The following is a 20,738-nucleotide window of genomic DNA, read 5'->3' on the forward strand; positions in this document are numbered from 1 at the left end:
TGGTCTCTTGAAACTTGTACGTCTTTGACTCTATATAGATGTCCATAATGTAGGAAGCTATGAGCGGAAACGCAACCTCGTAAAGGCTTCTACCTTAAAAACTTACACCGCTCCCACCCATAGGACAGCCCCGATTGATAAAAGGCGTGCGACTGTTCTTGGCCCGGAATATAATCAATGCCAGTGTACTTGTAAAATGAGGGCATTTGTTAATGAGCCAGAAAAACTTGAAAGGAAAGAGGAAGTAATACTATGCGTATCGTCGCTGCCCCAAATGCATTTAAAGGAAGCTTGTCCGCACATGAAGCCGCCGAGGCCATCAGCAGGGGGGTACTGCGAGGCTTCCCTGATTGCGAAGTTATACAAGTGCCGGTGGCGGACGGAGGCGACGGACTCCTGGAAATTGCCACAGACGCCCTGGGTGGTGAGGTATGTGATGTCACCGTTAAAGGTCCGGACATGCAGGAGATCACCTCCTCTTTTGGCTGGGTCAGGGAGAACAGGGTCGCGGTCATCGAAATGGCCAGTGCAAGCGGCCTGGCCATTTTACCTGAAGCGAAGAGGGACCCGACCCTTACCACCACCTTCGGGACCGGGGAACTGATACTGGCAGCACTCGATAAGGGAGCGCAGAGGATCATTGTCGGCTTAGGCGGCAGTGCTACCTGCGACGGGGGGATCGGCATGGCTACCTCACTTGGATACCGATTCCTGGACGAAGCTGGTAATGCACTCCCTCCGATTGGCAAATCGCTTCAACACATCGTTTCCATAGATACCAGCGATATCGACCAACGGTTGGCACAAGTTGTATTCGACGGTGTCTGCGACGTTACCAACCCCCTGACCGGGGAAAACGGTGCATCCCATGTTTATTCCCCTCAAAAAGGGGCATCTGCAGAACAGGTACTGGAACTTGATGAAGGACTTTCAAACCTGGCCGACGTCATTAAACGAGAAATGGGCATGGATATTCGGGATGTACCGGGAGCAGGTGCCGCAGGGGGACTGGGTGCAGGTCTGCATTGTTTTTTGTCAGCCCGTCTTGAGAAAGGCATCGACCTGGTGCTTGATCTCGTTGAACTGGAAAAGAAAATCCAGGGAGCAGACCTGGTTATTACCGGTGAAGGCCAGATTGATTTTCAAACCAGGTTCGATAAAGCGCCAGCCGGAGTGGCACGGCTGGCCAACCGTTATGGAATCCCCTGCATTGCCATCTGCGGAAGTATCGGCGAAAAGATCCATGAGCTCTATGAAACCGGCATTATCTCCGTGTTTTCAATCTGCTCAGGGCCACTGTCCCTGCAGGAGGCGATGGATAATGGGGCGGAGCTGGTAGAAAAAACAGCTGAGCAGGTGATACGGACTTATCTTGCCAGAACATACTAGGGGCGTGTCGGATATCAGGCAAATAGAGATGGTCTGGCTAAGAGGTTTCTTCTGATTCGGCGTTCTCGTCCGCCCACTGCTTCATCTTTTCCAGTTCCTTCTGGTAACAGGCAGGGCAATAGCCGTGACTGAACCGGGCATCAGCATGTTTACTGACATAGGATTCGATTTTGTTCCAGTCACCCTGGTCATCCCTGATCTTTTTACATGATGAACAAATAGGTATCATCCCCTGCAGGGTCCTCACTTCCGATAAGGCAGTTTTCAGTGACCGGTTGAGATGAACTATTTTCACCACAAAAAGCATGATCAATAACAAAAAACCCAGGATGATCGAAGTCTCCAGCAGATATTGATCGAGGATATCTTTTACAGTAATGGTGTTGAACTTCTCGTACGGTCCGATATTCAATGCTGTAAAGAGGGTATGCACCGACTGGTAATCGAGCGGCGGAACCCAACGGTCGTAATTCCCGGCAATCGCTGCCGGATTATCTTTTTTCAAACTCAGCAGGGCTACCGTCACTTTCTCCACCAACTCATCGTCCACGTGAGAGAGGCTGGAAAACGGCCATTCAGGATAGAGTGCCGTTGAATGAATATAGGGGAAGCCTCTTGTTGATAAAGGATTGATGATCTTGAAATCCGCCAGCCTGATCTGCCCTTCCTGCTCCATCTGTTCAAGCACACTGGTGCGAACGGTTCCCGCATCCGCCTCCTTATTCAGCACCTTGAAAACGATATCATCCTGGGGTAATCCGTTAAAGGTCAGACTGCCAAAATCAGCAAACGGGTCCAGATCGTGCTTCAGAAATTCCTCCCAGGCGACCAGGAATCCCCCGAGAGAACTCCTCGTGACAGCAAGGAAGTTTTTGTTCTTCAGGTCCTCGATCGTATTAATATCATCCCGATCCGCCCGGGTAAACAGAACCCCTCCGAACTTTTTGGTCGTCAGCCCATCAATAGATTTAACAAGTGTCACCATGCGGGCAATGCCCTGATTGGCCTCCAGTTCCACATAGTGCCCGGTGTTGGTCAACACAAAATCGATAGTTTTATTCTCAACCGCCGGGTTTATCTCCGGATACTTCATGGGAAGAATAACAAATTTATAACCGGGAATCGCCAGGGTCAAACTGTCGGCAGTAGGTCGCCACCGTTCCATCGTCTTTTCCGGGGTCCTGAAAGCCAGCACCCCTATGCGAACAATCTTCTCGCCAGCTGCCCCCGCGTAAACGGTCAAGGCTGCAGTAATAATAGAGAAAAAGAGATAAATATGTAGTAGCTTCCTGGGTATCAAACGTATCCTTCGTCAAATTTTTATCGTCGTAGGGTAATTATAGTGAGAGGGGACTCTCTCTTCAAATTTTCTTTACTGCAATGCCAGAAAAGAAACACCCCATCCCTGACACAGTAAAATTATCTTATTGCTTTACACAGCTTCTACAGAGTCCTTCCACCCGGACCTCAATCCTGCTCACTGTGCCGGAAAAATACTTCAAAAAATTTCCTGAACGAACGGCCAGGCTGTCCGGGCTCAAACACTCCATCATCCCGCAATTGGTACAGTAGAAGTGTGGATGTGGCATATGGTGTTCATTCGGAGCTAAGCCGAAATGGGCGGCTCGACCACCGCTGCTGATCTGCTCAAGTATCTTCTTCTCCACCAGAAGATCGAGAATCCGGTATACTGTCACCCTGTTAATCGAATGGCTTCGGTCAATGGTCGCAAAAACCTCAGCCGCCGTGAGCGGGTAATTATTTGAGCCGATCACCTCCAGAACATGCAGCCTGTTTGGTGTAGCATCCAACCCAACATCATCTAACAATTTGCTATAATCACACTGGTCACACATAACGCATCCTACTCCTCATGTGCCTTCAGCCACAACCACCGCTCCCGCATCTGCATGAGTTTGTCAAAACCCATTGACAGGAAAAAACAGAGCCCTGCAACAAAAATGATGACGGCTCCCGAGGTGAGGTCATAGGTGTAGGCACCAAAGAGACCACCAAAGATAAAAAGCATACCGAGCACGCAGGAAACAACCATCATCTGGAAGAGCGATTTGGTATATCGCTCCGCGATGTAGGGGGGAATAGTCAGCAGGGCGATCACCAGGATAAGTCCGACCACCTGCACGATTATCACGATAGACACGGCCACAGCCCCGATCAACATGAAATAAAGCCTTTTAACCCGAACCCCCCTTACCTGGGCAAACTCCTCATCATAGGACATAATAAGCAGGTCGTTATAATACCAGCCGATAAAACAGATGAGGGCCACTCCAAGCACAGCCATATAAATGAGATCAGAAGTAGGCACACTCAGGATAGAACCGAACAGATAGCTCATAAGATCAACATTGTAGCCAGGCGTCATATCAAGCAGAAGGACACCCGTGGCCATCCCCACCGCCCACATAACACCAATGATGGTGTCTGCCCGATGTTTCGACCGCATGGAGACTGCCGCCATCACCATCGCAGAACCAAAGGCGAAGAGCGTTGCCCCCAGCAGATAGGGCCAGCCCAGGAAAAAAGCCAGCCCGATACCTCCATAGGCGCTGTGAGCCACACCACCAGACAGAAAAACAAGGCGGTTCACGACAATCATGGTACCTATCACACCGCATATAATGGCTGCGAGCAGCCCGGCTGTGAGGGCATTGCGCATGAACTCGAACTGCAAGGCTTCAATCATCCGGAGACCTCCCCTGTTTTGGTATCCAGTTTCCCCTGGGCAACAACCTCTACCGGACAGATTTCTTCAACCGTACAGGAATGAAAAGCATCAAGCACCTCGCCCGAAGTAGCAAATGCCTGGTGATAATGCATGGTCCGATTGAGACAAATTATAGATTTCACATACGAGGCGATGACCATTAAATCATGACTGACCATCAGGATAGTCAGATCCTTATTCAGCTCTTTGAGCATCTCGTAAAACTCTGTCTGCCCCTTGGTGTCGATGGAAGCAGTTGGCTCGTCGAGGACAAGCAACTCGGGTCGGGAGATGAGCGCGCGGGCGATCAAAACCCGTTGTCTCTGGCCACCGGAGAGGGCTACGATCTTACGATTGGCAAACGCACCGATCCCCAGTCTCTCCATAATCGCCTGAGCGCCCTTCCTCCTCTCTGCCTTATTTCCCATATAAAATCGTCTTCGCGGATCATAGTGGCCCATGAGCACCACATCCAGTGCCGTCGCCGGAAAACTCAAGTTATGATTCACGTGCTGGGGGACATAGCCAATAGGAGTATTATGGGTCCGGGGCCGACTGTTATTGATAGTGATAGATCCCCTCCCCGGCTTTAACAAGCCAAGGATAATCTTGAGCAGGGTCGTCTTGCCTCCCCCGTTGGGACCGATAATGGAGATAAAATCGCCCTCATTGATAGAGAGATTGATATCGTGCAGGATATCCTGCCCACCGGCCGAATAACAGAGTTCCCTGATCTCAACGATGGGTTTATTGGTTTCCATTCTTCCTCACTGAACCGTCTTTTTGAAGATATCGGCAACATGGCGCATGTTTTCAAACCAGTTCTCAGCAAGCGGATCGATGGTTATGACCGTACCCTTTAATTCACGTGCTATCACCTTGGCACTCTTTACCGAAAACTGCGGCTGGGCGAAAATCACATGTATGTTTTCCTCCCTGGCCTGCTCGATCAACTCTTGAAGTTGCGCCGGTTTCGGATTTTTCCCCTCCATTTCGACTGCCACCTGCTCCAAACCGTACTCATGAGCCCAGTACCCCCAGGACGGATGAAACACCATAAACCTTGTACCCTTTTTATCTCGTAATATTTCCTGCAGATCACCATGCAGCTCATCGACCCGGGACAGGAACAGGGCCAGGTTTTTACGGAAATGCACTTCCCGTTCAGGAAAACGGGCGATCAGACTTTCACCGATAATCTTTGCCTGTTTCTTTACCAGCACAGGGGATAACCAGATATGCGGGTCCAGACCCGTAGTTGGCTCTCTAGCTTCTTCCTCATGACCGTCTTCCTCGTGCCCGTCTTCCTCATGATGATGCGCAGCCATGGTCAATTTGTGGATACCTTTATCCGTATGGATGATAGTCATTTCCGGATTGACGTCAGTAAGTCGCTCCAGCCACACGTTTTCAAACGGTACACCAACACTGAAATAGAGCGAACTTTTTGAGAGCTTTCGCATCTGGGAAGGTTTTGGTTCGTAAGTGGCAGGGCTGGCCCCAGGTTTCACCATGACCTCAACCTGCAACGACTCTCCGCTAATTTGTTGCACAAAGAATTTTTGCGGCAGGATGGAAACAAAAACGGTATCCCGTTCTTTTGCCGATACCGTGGAATTACTTAAAATAATTAGAAACAACAGGAATAACCACTGAACTGTGCGTCTCATTTTATCCCCTTGAAGATAGTGAACTGACTCATTGTCGATAATGCAACTATATTGCATTGAAGCATTTTTTCAAGAGAAGTCAGAATTATAGCTCCGCGCACAACGGGGAAGAGTTCAGTCAGGAACCATCCAGTGGAGTCAGCAATAATCCGGCATTGATTCCCCCAAAACCGGAGTTACAACTGATGATTGATGGCGCCATGAGTGGCAAGGTACGATTTCCGGAGAGCAGGCAATCAGTCTCCTCCGGTTCACACAAGCCCACCGTAGGTGGCAACAAGCCCTCAACAAGACTTTGCACACTGAGCATGGCCTCCACAAGCCCGGCTGCACCGAGGCTGTGGCCAAGACTACCTTTTACTGAACATACTGGTGTTCCTTTTGCCAGCATCTTCCGGAAAACCAGCAGTTCCATCGCATCGTTATAAAAAGTGGCGGTTCCATGGGCATTAATACCCCCGACGGGGCCATTGTGCTGAGCCATGATCTCTCGGAATACCGAAAGCAAGCCAACACCATCCCGGCTGGGAGCCGTTATATGGGTCGCATCACAGGATATGGACCAGGCAGCGACCTCAGCCATTCCCTTCCCGCCACCAGCAATTGAATCGCCTGAGGATAGCAACACCCAACCACCACCGTCACCAAGGGTGAGGCCGTCCCTGTTACGGTCAAATGGTCGTGCACCCTTAGGAGAAAGGGCTTTGAGACTTGAAAATCCCGTTACCACAAAATCTGAAAGGAGATCAAAACCGATAACCAGGACATGATCACACCTGCCGGAACGGATATCCATCGCCCCCCGGATCATGGCAATAAGACTGGAGACACAGGCCGCACTCACGGTTATGCCATCCCGGGTCAACCCCAACCTCTCGGCAAGATACTTTGCTACCTGCCATGGTTGACCCGTTTCATCTGGACCATGGAGAGCCAACTCATCTGCCGCAGCTTTGGTCGTTGCACAATAAAGCCTGGTATTTTGTGGAATATCAGGCAAATTGTCACACAAGAGGTCAAACAACGATTCCTGACGCTCATGACTGCCAAACAAACCGGTAAGCTTGTCTATCACTGCAAGCGGCAACGGCTCTACAACACTTCCGAATGAACGGAGAGAAACACCCTGTTGGCCTTCAACCAACCCGGACCAGGTGGAAGCCAGATCACCCAGCGGTGTGCAAATATCCCCCGCTGTGACAAGTACCTTTCTCATTTTTTTTCAAACCCGCCTTCTTTCCACTTCCTGCGGAAAGTTTCGAGCCAGTCCGGCAGAACCAGCAGTACGGTGCCATCCGGTTCAGTCATCATCTGCACGGTATACCCCGAAGCTGCCACTTCCCCATTCTTCTTGAACAACGTGTAGGTAAAATTCAACCGTGCCGCATCAGACCAATGAAGTTTCGTTTCAACGGTTATCTGTTCATCAAAACGAAGAACACTCCGGTAATCGAGATGCATTTTTACAATCGGCGCCACCGTGTTATGGACCATAAAACTTTGATATGTCAATCCAAATGCATCACCAAAAGCAATACGTCCATCTTCAAGATAGCTCGGGTACCTGCCATGCCAGACCATCCCCAGCCCATCAACCTCCTCAAACCGAACCCTTCTCATACACGAGGCAACAAGAGGTGCAGGAGCCGATTCATCAACCGGAAAATACTTTTCTTTTAACCGCATAGGCTTATCCTTTAACAGAGATACCAAAGTTACACGTACCGCTGGAAACACTCTCCCCGTTACTGTTTTCTATAGTAAAACCGGCACACCAGCCATCCCCTTCCGGCCTCAGCTCAATACATACTTCGGTAGGGCCCCCAGGAAGAACGACACCCCTGAACTTGACCCGATCATAACCGGAGGGGGTCAGTTTTAACTCAAGCGACAATTCTGTAACGCACCGTATGGCAGCCAACTGAACCACAGCCGGCAACACCGGTTTCCCAGGAAAGTGACCTTGAAACCCGGGAAAATCCTCATCAAAATGAAATGAGGCTTTAAGATGTATAGTGCCGGACTCTTCCCGGCTCGTAAATGAGCGGCACGATTCCCGCAGCGCCCGATAGATTGATACTGTTCCCTTCTCCATCCCCGTCCTGTCTCACATGGCCTTCTCATTAATAGTGATTCGCACCCCAGCCCACGGTTCACTGTAGACAATCTCTTCAGTAGTCCCGGCATCAGAGTACGTAACGGACCACCTGGTAAATGGCCCCACCTTGAATCTTTTAGCCATACGTCGTCCTCCCTCTGTATCAAGGCATAAACTCTGCAGGAAGATCCTGCTGCATGGTTCATTCGGCGGCTCCTGCAGGAAAATGCGCGAGAAAGCGATGGCTAAATAGTAAGCGAGGTCCGAGTCCCGCAAAACACCCGACAGTTCCGGCTGCTCCCCTTCTCCTGGCAACGGTCCTTCCAGCAGGGTCACACCGGTGCCGTCCAGAAGAGCGAAAACCAGACGTTCCTCCTTGCTTGCCACTGCAAGGATACCTGAAAACCTTAGTTTGCCCCACCGTTCGATACGAATACCGGCAAAAAGATGTATGTTTTCACCTGACGACGTTCGAGAGGTCTCTGATGCAATCTGAATCCCGGCGCAGCCGGAAAGAATACCAAGCATCACTATCATCACCATCAACCGAAACATTATGCTCCTCCAGGCCGCTCACCAACAATCAACGGGCTCACCAAAAGCGCCACCGGCCAGGCTGTCCCTATACCCACCAGAACCGTAAGACCAAGTGAATAAAGTGCGGGATGCGAGGCGAAGGACAGCACACCGAAACCGATCAGGGAACTTGCGGCACAGACCGACACCGCAAAAGATGCACTCGCCGACACCTGGCCGAAACGTGAACAAACAATAAAAATACCGTAATCAACACTCAACCCAATCACCATAATACCCATGATGAGATGCATCATGTTCAGTTCGCTTCCCGTCAGTTTGCAAAAGAGGGACATGGCGGCCAGAGCAGAAACAACAGGTGCTAAAACCGCACCAACACTGGCAGGATTTCGAAACTGCAAGGCAACAAGGAGAATAACGAGAGCGCCCGCCAGGCAAGAGAGCAACAGGATATCTTTTTTGAGCAATGATTCTACTTCAGCCCGCCATTTCCTGTTGGCCAGAACCGACACCGACGGGTGCTTATCTGCATAACCGAGGAGTACCGGCAATAAGCTATCATCAATACCGACCGTTGTTACCACAAGATAACGATCCTGTAAGGTTCCACCCTCTAACCTACTCACATGATGTATCATTGACTGCAGCATCGGATCAAACATGGTGCCTTGAAAGTAACCCGGAGCTACCGATAGGGGTTCCTGATCCAGCCATGAAAAAAACGGACGGAAAGCTCGAGGTGAGAACCCCTGTCCCTCTGCAACCTCCTGAAATATAGTGTCAAACTGTGGACGCACCTTCTCCCACTGCTCCTCCCATGCCTGTATTCGTTTCTCTTGAGTTTGTTTATCGGGCAGCAGGGGAACAGGCGATTGTACCTGCGTGGCCCCTCTGTCACGCAAAAACATAAAAAGATCGCCAGCCTCAGACAGGGCCCCATCCAGATCTTCACCGGTTGTCACTACAAACGCCTGTTCACCTTTGTCACCCCAGGCCTCGCTGAAATGGCGTTCCATCGTAACCACGTCTTCGTCTGGTGCATCCAACACCCGTAGATCACCGTTATAACGAAGCTGCGGCCATGACCAGACACCTAACACCAACAAGATGAACCAACCACCCCACACCGCAGTCCGCCCGATTGGATGTGACAGAGCTACAGTCATGGACACCGGGAGTTTTTTCTTTTGCCCCCCTCTGGCATTCTTTCCCGAAATTACAGTCGGGATCAACAACCAGGCGAACACCACCCCAAACAAAACCCCTGCCAGGGCAAGAGTGGCCATCTGCCGGTGAGACGAGACATCTGAAAAGAACAGCACGATCAATACCGATGCAGTTGTCAGTGTTGCAAAAATGATCGGACGGCGCACATCATTCATGATGGCGCTTCGTGATCCATCCTCCCTGGTGAGGGCTACAAAAAGGTGAACCGAAAAGTCAACGGATATACCGAGAATCACGATACCAAAACCGAGCGCCAATCCGCTAATTTCACCATAAAGAGCTGCTGTTACTGCAATTGCAGGCAGCGCACCCAAAAATGGCACACCAAATACAACAATTGCACGAATATCACGTAATGTCACCGCGAGCAATAGAATCAACAACACTGACGCCACCGGCAACAAGATACGCAAATCGCGTTTTATAGCATTACTGTTGGCCAGGGTATGGGGCAGAGTACCGATAATTTCAGCTACAATTCCAGGTTGCAGGACATCTCCGTAGATTTTCTCCAGTTCGGCTTGAAGAGTCCCACTATTACCTGAATCGGTGAGGGGAGAGCGAGATTTGGCGAGCACGAGTATACTCATACCGTCCCTGGACTGCAGGAAACCATGATCCGGAACAACAGAAAACTCTGCCTGCAGATAGGTGAGTTTGTCAAAAAGAAGACCAAGAAACCCAAGGGGATCCTGTCCAATCTGTTTCTTGACCGCGATACCTGCAGGGCTGTTGAGCAGGAGATAGTTTTCATACAGCTGGCGACGCACCTCTCCTTCACTCGTTAACGTCTTTATGCTATCAAGGTCTTCATCTTCGAGCAATACCGGAAGAACGGGCAGAAGGCGGCTTATGAAATCCCGTTCAAAACCGGTCGGCAATCGGGACAGGACATTTTCGAACATGCTGTTTGCACTGAGGGCCTCTCCCAGCTGTCGAGCGCTCTCCTGCAAAAAGGGGCGGGCATCGGAGGGAGTTTCGTAGTGCTGTTCATCTGCCCTCAGGGTAATAAACAAGCGATCAACAAGGCCGATCTCCTGGAGCAGCTGCAAATCCCCGCGAACCGCCCCATCCGGCAAAAGATCGAGCGCATCATCATTGATGGAGAGATGGAGGCTGAACAGCCCGCCGATAAAAACGATACAAAGGACAACTGCCCAGCGAAGGATTCCCTCACGCTTACTCATCGAGACCACAGCTCTCGAAAATTGCAGGAGGCAAAGGACTGTTCATGACAGGAGCATCAAACAGCAACCGTGTCAGGTCACCGCCCGTCTCCAAAATTTCTACCTGCTGCGGTTGCAGGGTTTCTGGATCAAACGTTATGCGGACAGACGTGAGGAATTCACCGTCGGCTTCCTCAAGCGGTGTAACCTGAAGCGTCGACGGCCCCATTTTTTTAAGCTTATAGCGATCTTTCAGCGAGCTGTAATCTCCGCCAAGCCAGAGCCAGAGTTGTTCGGAAACAACCTTCATGACAGGATCTTCTGAGAGTGTAAATTTCACCGGTTCAACACCGTGGCTACATCGTAAGCCCGTTTCTCCATTGAAAACCAGAGCAGAAGGTACAGGCTCAGTAAACTCCCAGCGAAGCCTGTCCGGCCGCACCAGGCTCAACTTACCCTTAAACAGTACAGGCCTGTCAAACATGGCCAGCTGTTTCTCCTGGGTGAGGGCAGACTGGAATGACCTGACCTGATCAGCATTTTCACGAAGGGTTGTGAGAAACGACTCTAACTCGCCTGTTCCGGCAGTCTCCGGATTTGATGCTCCGAACCCGATGGATAACGGACAGCAAAAGCTGACAGCCAACATCACCAGAATAACGAAGGTAATTCCTCTTTTCTTACTCACCCAGATCTTCCCACACCTTAATGTCACCTTGCGCCACCAGCTGTTCTTCACAGAACAGATCCCCATGAATAATTTTCACCGCTCCGAACTCGAAGGTTTTCTCCGTTACTACCCGAAGCCTGGCACCTGGTGCAACCGTTCCGAACAAACGAAACGAATCGATACCGACAAACAGCCCGTCGTTCATCTCCTGCCCATTTTTTTTGGCATCATAACCGTTGGCCATGGCTACGGTCTGAGCCACCACTTCCACAAAGTATTCCGGGAAATCGTACTCCACATCGGTACAGATTCCCGACTCAGGCATAGTGGCCGACCCTACTGCTATATTGCCCGAACGCTCCAACAATTCCCCGACGAACAGCATCGGCGGCCGGTGGGGTACGAGAGATAATGCTTCATGTGGGAGTTGACAGTGATCTTTCATGGACATCAAAGACCCTTTTTAGAATTTGTTTTTTCATTACACGAACTTTACAGAAACCCCTCACATGTGCATGCCACCGTTCACACTGAGCACCTGTCCGGTCATGTAGCTGGCATCCTCGCTCAGGAGAAATCTCACCACGCCGGCGACCTCCTCGACCTGGCCAACCCGGCCCAGGGGAATAAGCGGCAGTATCTTATCAAGTGGAAGCTTCTGAATCATCTCTGTCTCAATAAGGCCTGGAGAGACAACATTAACCAAAATATTCCGTTTTCCCAGCTCCCGGGCCAAGGCCTTTGAGGCACCGATCAGCCCCGCCTTGGCAGCGGCATAATTTACCTGGCCCGCCTGACCTGTCTCCCCGGAAAGTGAAGCCAATGTGACAATCCGGCCCTCCCTTCTCGACAGCATATGGCGTGAGATGAGTTTGCCGAGAATATAGAAGCTATTCAGGTGTACATCAATAACCGTATCCCACTCTTCGCGCTTCATCATCGGCAGCAGTGTATCACGGGTGACACCGGCATTATGAACCAATCCGAAGGGGACCTCCTGCTGCAGCAGGGGTTCCAGCATTTCGGTTGCTGCCTGTTCATCGGCCACATCAAAAGGCAAAAGAGTACAGGTACAACCGAACGCCTCTATCTGCTCTTTTACCTTGTAGGCCAGCTCCTTCGAACTCCGGTAATTAAGCCATATATCATAACCCGCCTGGGCCAGATTCAGGGCAATAGCTGCCCCGATACCGCGACTGGCCCCAGTTATGAAGACAATTTTCCTTTCACCCATCAATCATACCCCTCGTATGTCCATGGCAACTGTTCCATATTCCGATTCGATTTCAATAACGGAGATCAGCAACGGGTTCGTTGTATCCAGTTCCCGGCCGAGACATGATGCTGCACCTAAATATCCCGGCATTACGGCCACTGGCTTGCCATCAAGCTGCACCTGCTCCTGCAACTGCAGGATCGCTTTTCCATTGACAGTCCTTGAGGCTATCTCGAGCTTTTCAAGCAACAGACCTGCGCCAATGTCTTCCTTCTCAAGCAACCAGCAGACAGCACCGGGGAACCATTCCTCCCCGGCAGGCACCATTGCCTTTTTCGCATCCAGTAGGAGATCGCTGTAGGTCTCAACCTGGAGGATGAGACAGGAATCAAGATGCCCGCTCTCTATCGCCACCATTCCCTGTTCAAGTGCGCTGAAAAAAGGAAAACCAAAATCGGTAAGTGTAATGGCGCAGCCGTGGATTCCAAGGACGGAGGCTATATATCCGGCCGCCGCATTAAAGACGGAGTGGGAAAAAAGCGTGGGAGAAACCGGCTCATTTTCAACAACCTGATCAAGAACATCGAAATTGGTCTGCATAGGCCCGAATGCTGTGCCCAGAAACAGACCGGTTCGCTCACCATCTGCCCGGAGGCCACCATTTTGTTGCAGAACATTATACGCTGCGACAACACCCAGGCGAATAAACTCATCGGCTCTACGCAACTGGCGAAATAATGGCTCCGGAATTTCAATACTACTTGAATCGGCAACAAAGCTTCCGGTAATCAGAACACTCATCAGTGACCTCCCTCAATCACCAATACCGCGTTCGATCCGCCAAAAGCAAGTGATTGGCTTATACCTATCCTTCCCGTGAGCTTCACCCTCTCCCCTTGCCTCAGAGGGGTAAGCGGAAAGTCGGGATCAGGAGTAACACAGCCAGGACTTCCATAAAGCTCGCCCCGGTTGAGACTCAGCAGTGTCAATACCGCTTCAATGGCTCCCGCCGCCCCCAAGGTGTGGCCTGTAGCTCCCTTCGTTGAAACCACAGGCACAGAATCGATCTTAAAGCCAGCGTTGCTGATTGCCGTGGTCTCAGCCTTGTCATTTGTCGGCGTACCCGTTCCGTGGGCATTTATCATCGAAATATCTGCTACGGTGACACCACTATCGGCAAGCGCCAAGTGGGTCGCCCGCTGTAATCCCCGCCCTTCAGGATGCGGTGCTGTGGGATGATAGCCATCCCCCGCAATACCATAACCCCTGATCCAGCCATGGACAGACCGCCTGGCTGCAATTGCCGAGTCGTATCTCTCAAGCACAATGATTCCGGCACCCTCACCGAGATTCAGACCTTTCCGGTCTTTGTCAAAAGGGCGGCAACTCTCCTCAGAAACCAGCATCAGGCTCTTGAAACCGTGACAGGCAATGCGGGATAGTTCATCCACCCCACCGGCCAGGGCGATATCGCACAGTCCCTTTTCCAGCCAACTTCTGGCCAGACCTATCGCATCGGCTCCTGAGGCACAGGCATTGGTTATCACCGCCCGCGGGCCATCCAAACCGAGTCCCCCCTGTACACACTCCGCCAGGTTGGAGCGAAAATAGGTAGCCAGCGGCCCCTTATCCGGATCAAGCCCCTTTTTCCAATCGATATAATACGGCTCGTTATGAAATGTACATCCTACTGTTGTACCCAGGGCAACTCCGACACGTTTTCCGGCCAATTCATCAATCGACAAACCGGCCTTCCACAGAGCCTCATCGATAGCAGTGAAAGCCAGCTGCAGGGTCCTATTCAGCTGTAAACCGGTTAACCGTGCCGATAATGCCTGCAATCGATAACCGGCATTTCCAATCTGGGCCTGAAAACAGGGCGCACTAAACGGCTCAGGAAAAAATTCCGAAGACAGCTGGGTATTGTTCACCACCCCGTCTCGAAGGTTATCCAAAAGTGTCTCGCAATTATTACCCAAGGCAGCGATACAACCGTAACCGGTTACGGCAACAGAGGGGACTTGACCTGCCATTTTATCTCAGTCTACTTCTTTAATTTGACAACTTTGCCTTTTAAAGCCACATTCACCATCATGGAACCAATAAGGCAGCTGTACTCCGTCTCACTGGATTCCGCCTGATTCTTGATGTTCGACTGCAAACCGATAACCGCGTTCCCCCCTTCCTTCCGAGCTCTCTCCTGAAAAACAATCAAGGCGGATGCAAGGGCGTGAGAGCACGCCTCTTCTTCTGCCTTCATGAAACCGTTGGTCCGCTTGCTCGTCTTATAAACACCGAGCTCTTTTTCAACCTGTGGGTGCGCCTGTGTTCCCCAGTATATTGTGATATCACCGTTCAACACGTCCTGCACATCACTATTCGCTTTTGCACTTTCAAGCGTGAATTTCTTTTTCACATCTGCCGCAGATGCCAAAGCAACAGACATAAACAGGATCGCTAAAGCGACCGCAAATACCCTTCCCATAATTACGCCTCCTTTGCTCTTCTCTACTTCTTCCTTTCCAGAATATAATTAGCCAACGCATCTACAGATTCAAAAGCCTTACGCCCCTCATCCATATCCGCAATCTGGACCCCGAAATGTTTTTGGATTAACACCACCAACTCAACGGCATCCAGTGAATCAAGACCAAGCCCTTCACCAAAGAGCGGGTCTCCGTCAATGATATCTTCAGGTTGCACACCCTGGATTTTCAGATCCTGAATCAGGATTTCCTTAATTTTCTCTTTTATCTGTTCCATATTCCACCATACCTGCCAGGGATTCGCTACTGACCCCAGAAATTATAAAAATTATACCACTGAAAAGGGTGTACCATCAGGTAGTCCTCAACCGCTTTTATATACCGCCGCGTACAGCTGCGAAGCATATCGTCCCTTTCCTCCCTGCTCCTGTATTCGGGATGAAAGGAATCCCACACCTTCAATTGATGGCTCCTGGCTCCCGTTTTAGCCGCCAGCAGAACAACCACGGGTGCTCCCACCGTTGCCGCCAAGGCATACGCTGAGTTGGGCAACCGGACTTTTTCTCCGAAAAATTCAACCTCCGAATAAGGTCCCTTGATATACCTGTCACCCATGATTGTCACCACTTCCCCGCGCTGCAGAGCTGCAGCGGCCTCGATCATGCCGCCAAAGGAAGAATCCGCATCAATTATTTCAAAGGATCGCTCCCTGCGGCCTAGATCAAAGTAGTGTTGTGCCGCCGCTTCCCGGTCATACTGCATAAGGGCATTAACTTTTACCGGCAGATCGCCGAGATGTGATAAAGCACTCTGCCAGTTCCCCACATGGGCCGTCAGCAGGACAACACCCTTACCTTGTGAAATGAACTCGTTGATGGTAGTCCGACCGTACAGCTCACCTGTAAAGTCCGCATCACCATACAGCCCCAGCCAGCCACGGTCAACCAGGACATTGCCAAAGGATAGAACAGTCTTGAGGGTGTAGTACCAATACCGCAGCCAGCCTGCTTCCGGGAATCGCCGGGAAAGATAATATCTCACAATTGCATGAATTTTGCGACTGAAAACCACATAGCAGGAGACCACCGGAAAAAGGAGAATACGTCCTCCTGTGTGACCAAAAAACTTCATCGCCACGTAAAAAAACCAGTGTCCCAGTTTTTCCAGTCTCCTCAACACCGATATTCTCCCTCGTCCTCAACAACATTCGCACTGCCAGAAGAAATCCGGCGTTCTGCTCTCGTCCGCATGTTCCTGGCAAACCAGTAAACCGGCAGGGCGCCCAACAGCCCCAGCACGGGGCCGACCAGCAGTGAGCCGACAAACCACTCCCATAATCGATAGTGGATCTCCAGCACCCACCTGTCCCAGGACAAATCCAGCAAAAAACTCCCGTGAAGAATAAAATACCCCGCTTCGATACAGAGAGCCGGGACCACCGGCGGCATGCAGAATTGGCTGGCGGCAACAGCCGCCACCTTGTTCAGCCGAAACCGATAGGTAACATAAATGATAACCACAGTATGGCAGGCAATCAGCGGCAGAGCGCCGAGAAAAATGCCAAACCAGACCGCTACAGCCAGCCAAAATGGCGAACTGCTCTCCAGGCAGAGGTTTTTCAGGGTTTTCAGGGGATTTCCCTGAACGAACACTCTTTCCTCCCGTGGTGGTCCGTCGACAACCTTGTGGTGTGGCAAAGGCAGCAACCGCCGGGAGATCAAACCCGTATGCAAAAGGGAGAGACGCACATTATCTATAAACTTATGGAAATGGCTGACCCGTTCGGCAGCAGGCGGATAATGAACAGAGACGTCAACCGAACGAACATCCACTCCACCCCAGACCGCCTTCACCAGCACTTCAATCTCGAAATCATAGCGGCTGCGGGTCAGCTTGAGTCCACACATCTGCTTCACGGGATAGAGACGCATACCACTCTGCGTATCTGACAAGTCGCGTCCGCATTCGAGCCGGACCCAGAAATTTGAGAAGTTCCTGCCGAAGCGGCTTGAACCCGGCACCGTCTCCTGGACCATCCTGCGGGAACCGATTATGATGGCAGGCCAGCAACCCGCTTCTGCCTCATCAACCAGAAGCGGAGCCTCAAGTGGGTTGTGCTGCCCATCTGCATCGATGGTCAGGACAGCATCATAGCCATTATCTGCAGCAAACGTAAACGCTGCCAATATCGCCGTTCCCTTCCCCTTGTTTTCCCTGAACTGAATTCTTGAGATTTGATAACCGGCCAGCCTGTCCAAGCCTCTGTCGCTGCTGCCGTCATCAACGACCAGCACATCAAGGCCGGTAGCAAGGCTCCTGTCAACCACCTCAACGACCGTGGCACCATGATTATACAGCGGAATAACCAGGAGAACGGCCAGCTTCTGCTCACTCATCGTTTCCTCCTGGTAAGCAGCAGGTCCCAAAGCGGGCCGACACGCCCCATCCGGTGCAAAATATTGATACGGTCATTGAACTCGTGGCACGGATAGACCCACTCCTGCCTCTTCTCAAATGCTGCAACGAGCTCTGTCTTGATTTCATGTTGGGAGATCTGCGGCGAATAGTAGAATTTGGGCCGCAGCAACACCTCACCGGGTTCTACTATCCCGTCGGTCACAGCGCGATGATATATTGGCGTACCCGGAAGTATCCGGATGCCAATAAAGGCAAACACCACACTACCTTCCAGTCTTTCAATATTTGCCAAGCCCCTGGCCAGGGTACTCCTGTTTTCCCCAGGCCCCCCAAACATGACAAAATGAGCACATGGAATATCTTCAGCCAGAATCCTGTCATGAACCTGCACCACATCATCAAAGCCGAATCCTTTCCGCAACCCTGCCAGTGTCTCATCGCAGACAGCATCCGTTCCGAGCTCCATGGCGGCAAGCCCCGAACGTTTCAGCAAGCGAAGCTCTTCGGTCGTTATATCCGTCGGACGAAAAAAAGCACACCACTGAAGTGCAAGATCCCTGCGGAGAAGCTCCTCCGCTACCCTCAGGTACCGTTTTGCCGGATCATTGAAAACACTGTCTGCAAAAAACAGGTAGCGGGCATCATGACGCGACACAAGGCTCTCCACCTCATCCACCACCTCCACCGGATCACGATAACGTATTCTGCGCCCCTCAATTGCCGGATAGGAGCAATAGCTGCAAAGGCCGGCACAGCCGCGCTTGGTCTGGACATTGAGCATGCCCCCATGATCAAGATAGTATCGGGCGGTGCTTTCGGTTATGCCGGCAGCACCGATTTGTTCAACCACAGCATTTGAACTGATGATTTTGGTGGAAGGCGGTGAGCCGTTCTCAACAGCAGACGCCAACCGGACCAATGCGTCCTCCCCTTCCCCCACTACCCCGTAATCCGCCTCCAGCAATGTCATCAAGGGTTCCGGTATAATTGAAAAAGCGGGCCCCCCAAGCACAAGAGGAGCATTTGAGTGGGTACGAATCGATCGGGCAACAACCTTTATATCATCGAGGAACTCTGCAGGATCCGCACTATCCACCGTGTCCAGATTCCGTATGGAAATACCGATAAGATCAAAACTGCTGGTTATCAGGAGTTCTTCAAGAGCCGCAAGACCACCATCGGCAAGCAAATCAAAATGGCGGGCAGCGTGCCCGTTACGTTGCAACGCCTCAGTCACATAAGCGGCCCCAAGAGGATAGACAGGATACGGGGTAACCACCTGATTGGCGGAGATAATCAGGCAGTCCGCCATGTTCTCTCTTTACTCAGTGAAGGTGATTCATAGGTCCCGTCCGCCATCTCTTTCCTGACCAGCTCAGTAAACAGCCTGGCCATCCTGAGAGACTGTGGCATGTCCTTATAAAAATGTTCCCAGGCATAGCTGTACATCTCCTGCAACGTTTCAGGAGTCATCAGTTTTGGACGATATACAACCTCGGCTGTGGTGTATTTGCCCCAGTCCCGATGCAGTATTCGGTCCTCTTTTTCATAAGTGGCAGTCACCGGTGTGTGCGGAAAAGGAGTAAGAATGGAGAACTCCGACATATCCACATCAATTTCAAGCAGAAAATCAACCAGCCGTTTTATATAATCCGCATCCTGGTTATCGGTGCCCAACAACACTGCAGCCTCAACACCGATTCCATGGTCCTTCAGGCGCTTGACCCTGTTGCGGATAACATCCGAGGTATCGAACACCGCCTGATAGACATACCAGCAACCCGCCTCGGCCGCCTTGGCGATGACCTCCTCATCGTCAAGAATAGGATGGGATATCCACTTTTTCTTCAAGGGGATAAGAGCCTCAAACAGTTCCATCACCCAGGTTTTGTCCTGGGCCAGGGAGTTGTCAACAAGGAACAGACGGTTATTGTCGATACCCTGTATCTCCTCAACCACTTTCTCAATAGGCCTCGGACGGAACTTCCGCCCACCAAGGTAGGCTGTAGCGCATGGAAAGCAGTTGAAACGACACCCACGGGAGGCGTGGACTAGATCAACCATCCGTACTCCTCGGTACACATAACGATCCCGGTTCAGGATCGATCTGCGGGCTGGGCCAACCGACTCGATTGGCGGAAAATCGTGAAAATAGTCGTATTTCGGGGCTAAACGGCCATCTTTCACATCTTTCAGCACTCCGGCCAGTCTGCCACCCTCCGTCTCTCCCAGGAAGATTGAGTCAACAAACCCGCCAACCTCTTCGGCATGGAGCATGGTCGCGATGCCACCCGCCACAACCGGCACCCCAAGCTCACGAAACGTATCGGCAATTTGCCTCCCCCGGGGGAGCTGGCAGGTCAGCATCATGGACAGCAACACCACATCGGGTTGGAGCGAAAAATCGAGTTCATCGACATTTTCATCAATAAACTTTACTTCATATTCATCCGGAATGGATGCCGCCACACAGACAGGTCCATGGGGGGGAAGGTGAAATTCCGTCTGTTCAGGAATTTTCTGCCATTTCGGGTACACAAGGGTTACAGTCGCCATCTCTATTTAATACAGTTAAGGTTACAGATATCTTTTCCCGTCCGTTTTTTTCCGGATAGTGATCAAAGGCACAGGCCAACATAAAATCAAGGGAGGCCATATGCTCGAGAAGAGCAGCTGCCTCTTTTTCCGCCCGGTTCAACAGGGTACCGTTTTCATCAAAAAGTGCATAGACCGGCCCGGTAAGACCAAAGACAACAGCCGCTTCCGCCAGCGGTGTATTTGGCAAGGTGTAGCCAAACAGGGCGGGGCTTGCCAGACCAGGACCAGATGCCATGGTTTGCCGAAATGCCAAATCGGTATGAAGAGACCCCCTGCGCGTAGCGCCTACGAGGCCGACATTTTTCCCCGCATCGCATAACCTTTCGCTTTCGCCACTTATGCCATTTTTTTCACAACGCAAGATCCGGCCTGTCTCGACAAGAACCAGCCGGCTGAGTCGGGGCATCCGTCCCCATCGACCGGGAATTGAGCCAAGAAGCTCCGCAGTTTCAGCACCGGGTACATCGCTAATAAATCTTTCGATTTCCGATTCTGAAAGAGGGGTATACGCTGATTGAATGGACATAAATTGCAG

General features: G+C 51.3%; 23 protein-coding genes. 1 reads left to right on the forward strand and 22 read right to left on the reverse strand.

What is annotated here, in order from left to right:
- The first annotated feature begins 252 nt into the window (after positions 1-252).
- The gene (locus GA520_RS22395) at positions 253-1,389 is read left to right on the forward strand and encodes a glycerate kinase (protein ID WP_163335650.1); all 1,137 of its coding nucleotides are present in this window, start codon (positions 253-255) and stop codon (positions 1,387-1,389) included.
- Between the two features lie 37 nt (positions 1,390-1,426).
- Here the strand turns inward: GA520_RS22395 and GA520_RS22400 are convergent, their stop codons facing one another.
- The 22 genes from GA520_RS22400 to GA520_RS22505 form a co-directional block, all read right to left on the reverse strand.
- Entirely contained in the window at positions 1,427-2,689 is a 1,263-nt protein-coding gene (locus GA520_RS22400; RefSeq protein WP_163335651.1) for a phosphate/phosphite/phosphonate ABC transporter substrate-binding protein, read from the reverse strand.
- A 124-nt stretch (positions 2,690-2,813) separates the two neighbouring features.
- Positions 2,814-3,245, reverse strand: a complete 432-nt coding sequence (locus GA520_RS22405; RefSeq protein ID WP_163335652.1) for a Fur family transcriptional regulator — start codon at positions 3,243-3,245, stop codon at positions 2,814-2,816.
- A gap of 8 nt (positions 3,246-3,253) precedes the next feature.
- A complete protein-coding gene (locus GA520_RS22410) occupies positions 3,254-4,096 on the reverse strand; it encodes a metal ABC transporter permease (protein ID WP_163335653.1) in 843 nt (280 codons plus the stop codon).
- On the reverse strand, positions 4,093-4,878 hold the full coding sequence (locus tag GA520_RS22415) for a metal ABC transporter ATP-binding protein (RefSeq protein WP_163335654.1): 786 nt from the start codon (positions 4,876-4,878) through the stop codon (positions 4,093-4,095). Before GA520_RS22415 ends, GA520_RS22410 begins: the two co-directional genes overlap by 4 nt.
- Positions 4,879-4,884: 6 nt before the next feature.
- Positions 4,885-5,787, reverse strand: a complete 903-nt coding sequence (locus GA520_RS22420; protein WP_163335655.1) for a metal ABC transporter solute-binding protein, Zn/Mn family — start codon at positions 5,785-5,787, stop codon at positions 4,885-4,887.
- A 118-nt stretch (positions 5,788-5,905) separates the two neighbouring features.
- Positions 5,906-7,003 (reverse strand): beta-ketoacyl synthase N-terminal-like domain-containing protein, encoded by a 1,098-nt coding sequence (locus GA520_RS22425; protein WP_163335656.1) that lies wholly within the window; start codon positions 7,001-7,003, stop codon positions 5,906-5,908.
- Positions 7,000-7,473, reverse strand: a complete 474-nt coding sequence (locus GA520_RS22430; protein WP_163335657.1) for a thioesterase family protein — start codon at positions 7,471-7,473, stop codon at positions 7,000-7,002. The genes GA520_RS22425 and GA520_RS22430 overlap by 4 nt, the downstream gene beginning before the upstream one ends.
- A gap of 4 nt (positions 7,474-7,477) precedes the next feature.
- Positions 7,478-7,882, reverse strand: a complete 405-nt coding sequence (locus GA520_RS22435) for a beta-hydroxyacyl-ACP dehydratase (protein ID WP_163335658.1) — start codon at positions 7,880-7,882, stop codon at positions 7,478-7,480.
- 12 nt (positions 7,883-7,894) lie between these two features.
- Positions 7,895-8,440 carry a hypothetical protein gene (locus tag GA520_RS22440; protein ID WP_163335659.1) on the reverse strand — a complete coding sequence of 182 codons (546 nt, stop codon included), beginning with the start codon at positions 8,438-8,440 and terminating at the stop codon, positions 7,895-7,897.
- Positions 8,440-10,836: an MMPL family transporter gene (locus GA520_RS22445; protein WP_163335660.1), complete on the reverse strand. Its 2,397-nt coding sequence runs from the start codon at positions 10,834-10,836 to the stop codon at positions 8,440-8,442. Before GA520_RS22445 ends, GA520_RS22440 begins: the two co-directional genes overlap by 1 nt.
- Positions 10,829-11,503, reverse strand: coding sequence for an outer-membrane lipoprotein carrier protein LolA (locus GA520_RS22450; RefSeq protein WP_163335661.1), 675 nt, complete (start codon positions 11,501-11,503; stop codon positions 10,829-10,831). Before GA520_RS22450 ends, GA520_RS22445 begins: the two co-directional genes overlap by 8 nt.
- Positions 11,496-11,936, reverse strand: a complete 441-nt coding sequence (locus tag GA520_RS22455) for an ACP dehydratase (RefSeq protein ID WP_163335662.1) — start codon at positions 11,934-11,936, stop codon at positions 11,496-11,498. The genes GA520_RS22450 and GA520_RS22455 overlap by 8 nt, the downstream gene beginning before the upstream one ends.
- 54 nt (positions 11,937-11,990) lie before the next feature.
- The gene (gene fabG / locus GA520_RS22460; protein WP_163335663.1) at positions 11,991-12,719 is read right to left on the reverse strand and encodes a 3-oxoacyl-ACP reductase FabG; all 729 of its coding nucleotides are present in this window, start codon (positions 12,717-12,719) and stop codon (positions 11,991-11,993) included.
- 3 nt (positions 12,720-12,722) lie between these two features.
- Positions 12,723-13,502, reverse strand: a complete 780-nt coding sequence (locus GA520_RS22465; RefSeq protein ID WP_163335664.1) for a beta-ketoacyl synthase N-terminal-like domain-containing protein — start codon at positions 13,500-13,502, stop codon at positions 12,723-12,725.
- Positions 13,502-14,734 (reverse strand): beta-ketoacyl-[acyl-carrier-protein] synthase family protein, encoded by a 1,233-nt coding sequence (locus GA520_RS22470; RefSeq protein WP_163335665.1) that lies wholly within the window; start codon positions 14,732-14,734, stop codon positions 13,502-13,504. Before GA520_RS22470 ends, GA520_RS22465 begins: the two co-directional genes overlap by 1 nt.
- Before the next feature lie 11 nt (positions 14,735-14,745).
- Positions 14,746-15,186 (reverse strand): excinuclease ABC subunit A, encoded by a 441-nt coding sequence (locus tag GA520_RS22475; RefSeq protein WP_163335666.1) that lies wholly within the window; start codon positions 15,184-15,186, stop codon positions 14,746-14,748.
- A 23-nt stretch (positions 15,187-15,209) separates the two neighbouring features.
- Positions 15,210-15,464, reverse strand: a complete 255-nt coding sequence (locus tag GA520_RS22480) for a phosphopantetheine-binding protein (RefSeq protein WP_163335667.1) — start codon at positions 15,462-15,464, stop codon at positions 15,210-15,212.
- 26 nt (positions 15,465-15,490) lie between these two features.
- Positions 15,491-16,366, reverse strand: coding sequence for a lysophospholipid acyltransferase family protein (locus tag GA520_RS22485; RefSeq protein ID WP_240910017.1), 876 nt, complete (start codon positions 16,364-16,366; stop codon positions 15,491-15,493).
- On the reverse strand, positions 16,360-17,583 hold the full coding sequence (locus GA520_RS22490; RefSeq protein WP_163335668.1) for a DUF2062 domain-containing protein: 1,224 nt from the start codon (positions 17,581-17,583) through the stop codon (positions 16,360-16,362). The genes GA520_RS22485 and GA520_RS22490 overlap by 7 nt, the downstream gene beginning before the upstream one ends.
- A complete protein-coding gene (locus GA520_RS22495) occupies positions 17,580-18,917 on the reverse strand; it encodes a lipid biosynthesis B12-binding/radical SAM protein (protein ID WP_163335669.1) in 1,338 nt (445 codons plus the stop codon). Before GA520_RS22495 ends, GA520_RS22490 begins: the two co-directional genes overlap by 4 nt.
- Positions 18,902-20,161 (reverse strand): radical SAM protein, encoded by a 1,260-nt coding sequence (locus GA520_RS22500; RefSeq protein WP_163335670.1) that lies wholly within the window; start codon positions 20,159-20,161, stop codon positions 18,902-18,904. Before GA520_RS22500 ends, GA520_RS22495 begins: the two co-directional genes overlap by 16 nt.
- Positions 20,115-20,729 carry a hypothetical protein gene (locus tag GA520_RS22505; protein WP_163335671.1) on the reverse strand — a complete coding sequence of 205 codons (615 nt, stop codon included), beginning with the start codon at positions 20,727-20,729 and terminating at the stop codon, positions 20,115-20,117. The genes GA520_RS22500 and GA520_RS22505 overlap by 47 nt, the downstream gene beginning before the upstream one ends.
- Positions 20,730-20,738 lie beyond the last annotated feature (9 nt).

Source organism: Desulfopila sp. IMCC35008 (assembly GCF_010646885.2).
GTDB lineage: Bacteria > Desulfobacterota > Desulfobulbia > Desulfobulbales > Desulfocapsaceae > Desulfopila.

Coding starts and splice junctions, on each gene's coding strand:
- GA520_RS22455 (WP_163335662.1), bottom strand. CDS start 11,936: ATGTCCATGAAAGATCACTGTCAACTCCCACATGAAGCATTATCTCTC.
- GA520_RS22490 (WP_163335668.1), bottom strand. CDS start 17,583: ATGAGTGAGCAGAAGCTGGCCGTTCTCCTGGTTATTCCGCTGTATAAT.
- GA520_RS22470 (WP_163335665.1), bottom strand. CDS start 14,734: ATGGCAGGTCAAGTCCCCTCTGTTGCCGTAACCGGTTACGGTTGTATC.
- GA520_RS22435 (WP_163335658.1), bottom strand. CDS start 7,882: ATGGAGAAGGGAACAGTATCAATCTATCGGGCGCTGCGGGAATCGTGC.
- GA520_RS22505 (WP_163335671.1), bottom strand. CDS start 20,729: ATGTCCATTCAATCAGCGTATACCCCTCTTTCAGAATCGGAAATCGAA.
- GA520_RS22480 (WP_163335667.1), bottom strand. CDS start 15,464: ATGGAACAGATAAAAGAGAAAATTAAGGAAATCCTGATTCAGGATCTG.
- GA520_RS22425 (WP_163335656.1), bottom strand. CDS start 7,003: ATGAGAAAGGTACTTGTCACAGCGGGGGATATTTGCACACCGCTGGGT.
- GA520_RS22405 (WP_163335652.1), bottom strand. CDS start 3,245: ATGTGTGACCAGTGTGATTATAGCAAATTGTTAGATGATGTTGGGTTG.
- GA520_RS22420 (WP_163335655.1), bottom strand. CDS start 5,787: ATGAGACGCACAGTTCAGTGGTTATTCCTGTTGTTTCTAATTATTTTA.
- GA520_RS22475 (WP_163335666.1), bottom strand. CDS start 15,186: ATGGGAAGGGTATTTGCGGTCGCTTTAGCGATCCTGTTTATGTCTGTT.
- GA520_RS22415 (WP_163335654.1), bottom strand. CDS start 4,878: ATGGAAACCAATAAACCCATCGTTGAGATCAGGGAACTCTGTTATTCG.
- GA520_RS22465 (WP_163335664.1), bottom strand. CDS start 13,502: ATGAGTGTTCTGATTACCGGAAGCTTTGTTGCCGATTCAAGTAGTATT.
- GA520_RS22495 (WP_163335669.1), bottom strand. CDS start 18,917: ATGGCGGACTGCCTGATTATCTCCGCCAATCAGGTGGTTACCCCGTAT.
- GA520_RS22410 (WP_163335653.1), bottom strand. CDS start 4,096: ATGATTGAAGCCTTGCAGTTCGAGTTCATGCGCAATGCCCTCACAGCC.
- GA520_RS22445 (WP_163335660.1), bottom strand. CDS start 10,836: ATGAGTAAGCGTGAGGGAATCCTTCGCTGGGCAGTTGTCCTTTGTATC.
- GA520_RS22430 (WP_163335657.1), bottom strand. CDS start 7,473: ATGCGGTTAAAAGAAAAGTATTTTCCGGTTGATGAATCGGCTCCTGCA.
- fabG (WP_163335663.1), bottom strand. CDS start 12,719: ATGGGTGAAAGGAAAATTGTCTTCATAACTGGGGCCAGTCGCGGTATC.
- GA520_RS22440 (WP_163335659.1), bottom strand. CDS start 8,440: ATGTTTCGGTTGATGGTGATGATAGTGATGCTTGGTATTCTTTCCGGC.
- GA520_RS22395 (WP_163335650.1), top strand. CDS start 253: ATGCGTATCGTCGCTGCCCCAAATGCATTTAAAGGAAGCTTGTCCGCA.
- GA520_RS22500 (WP_163335670.1), bottom strand. CDS start 20,161: ATGGCGACTGTAACCCTTGTGTACCCGAAATGGCAGAAAATTCCTGAA.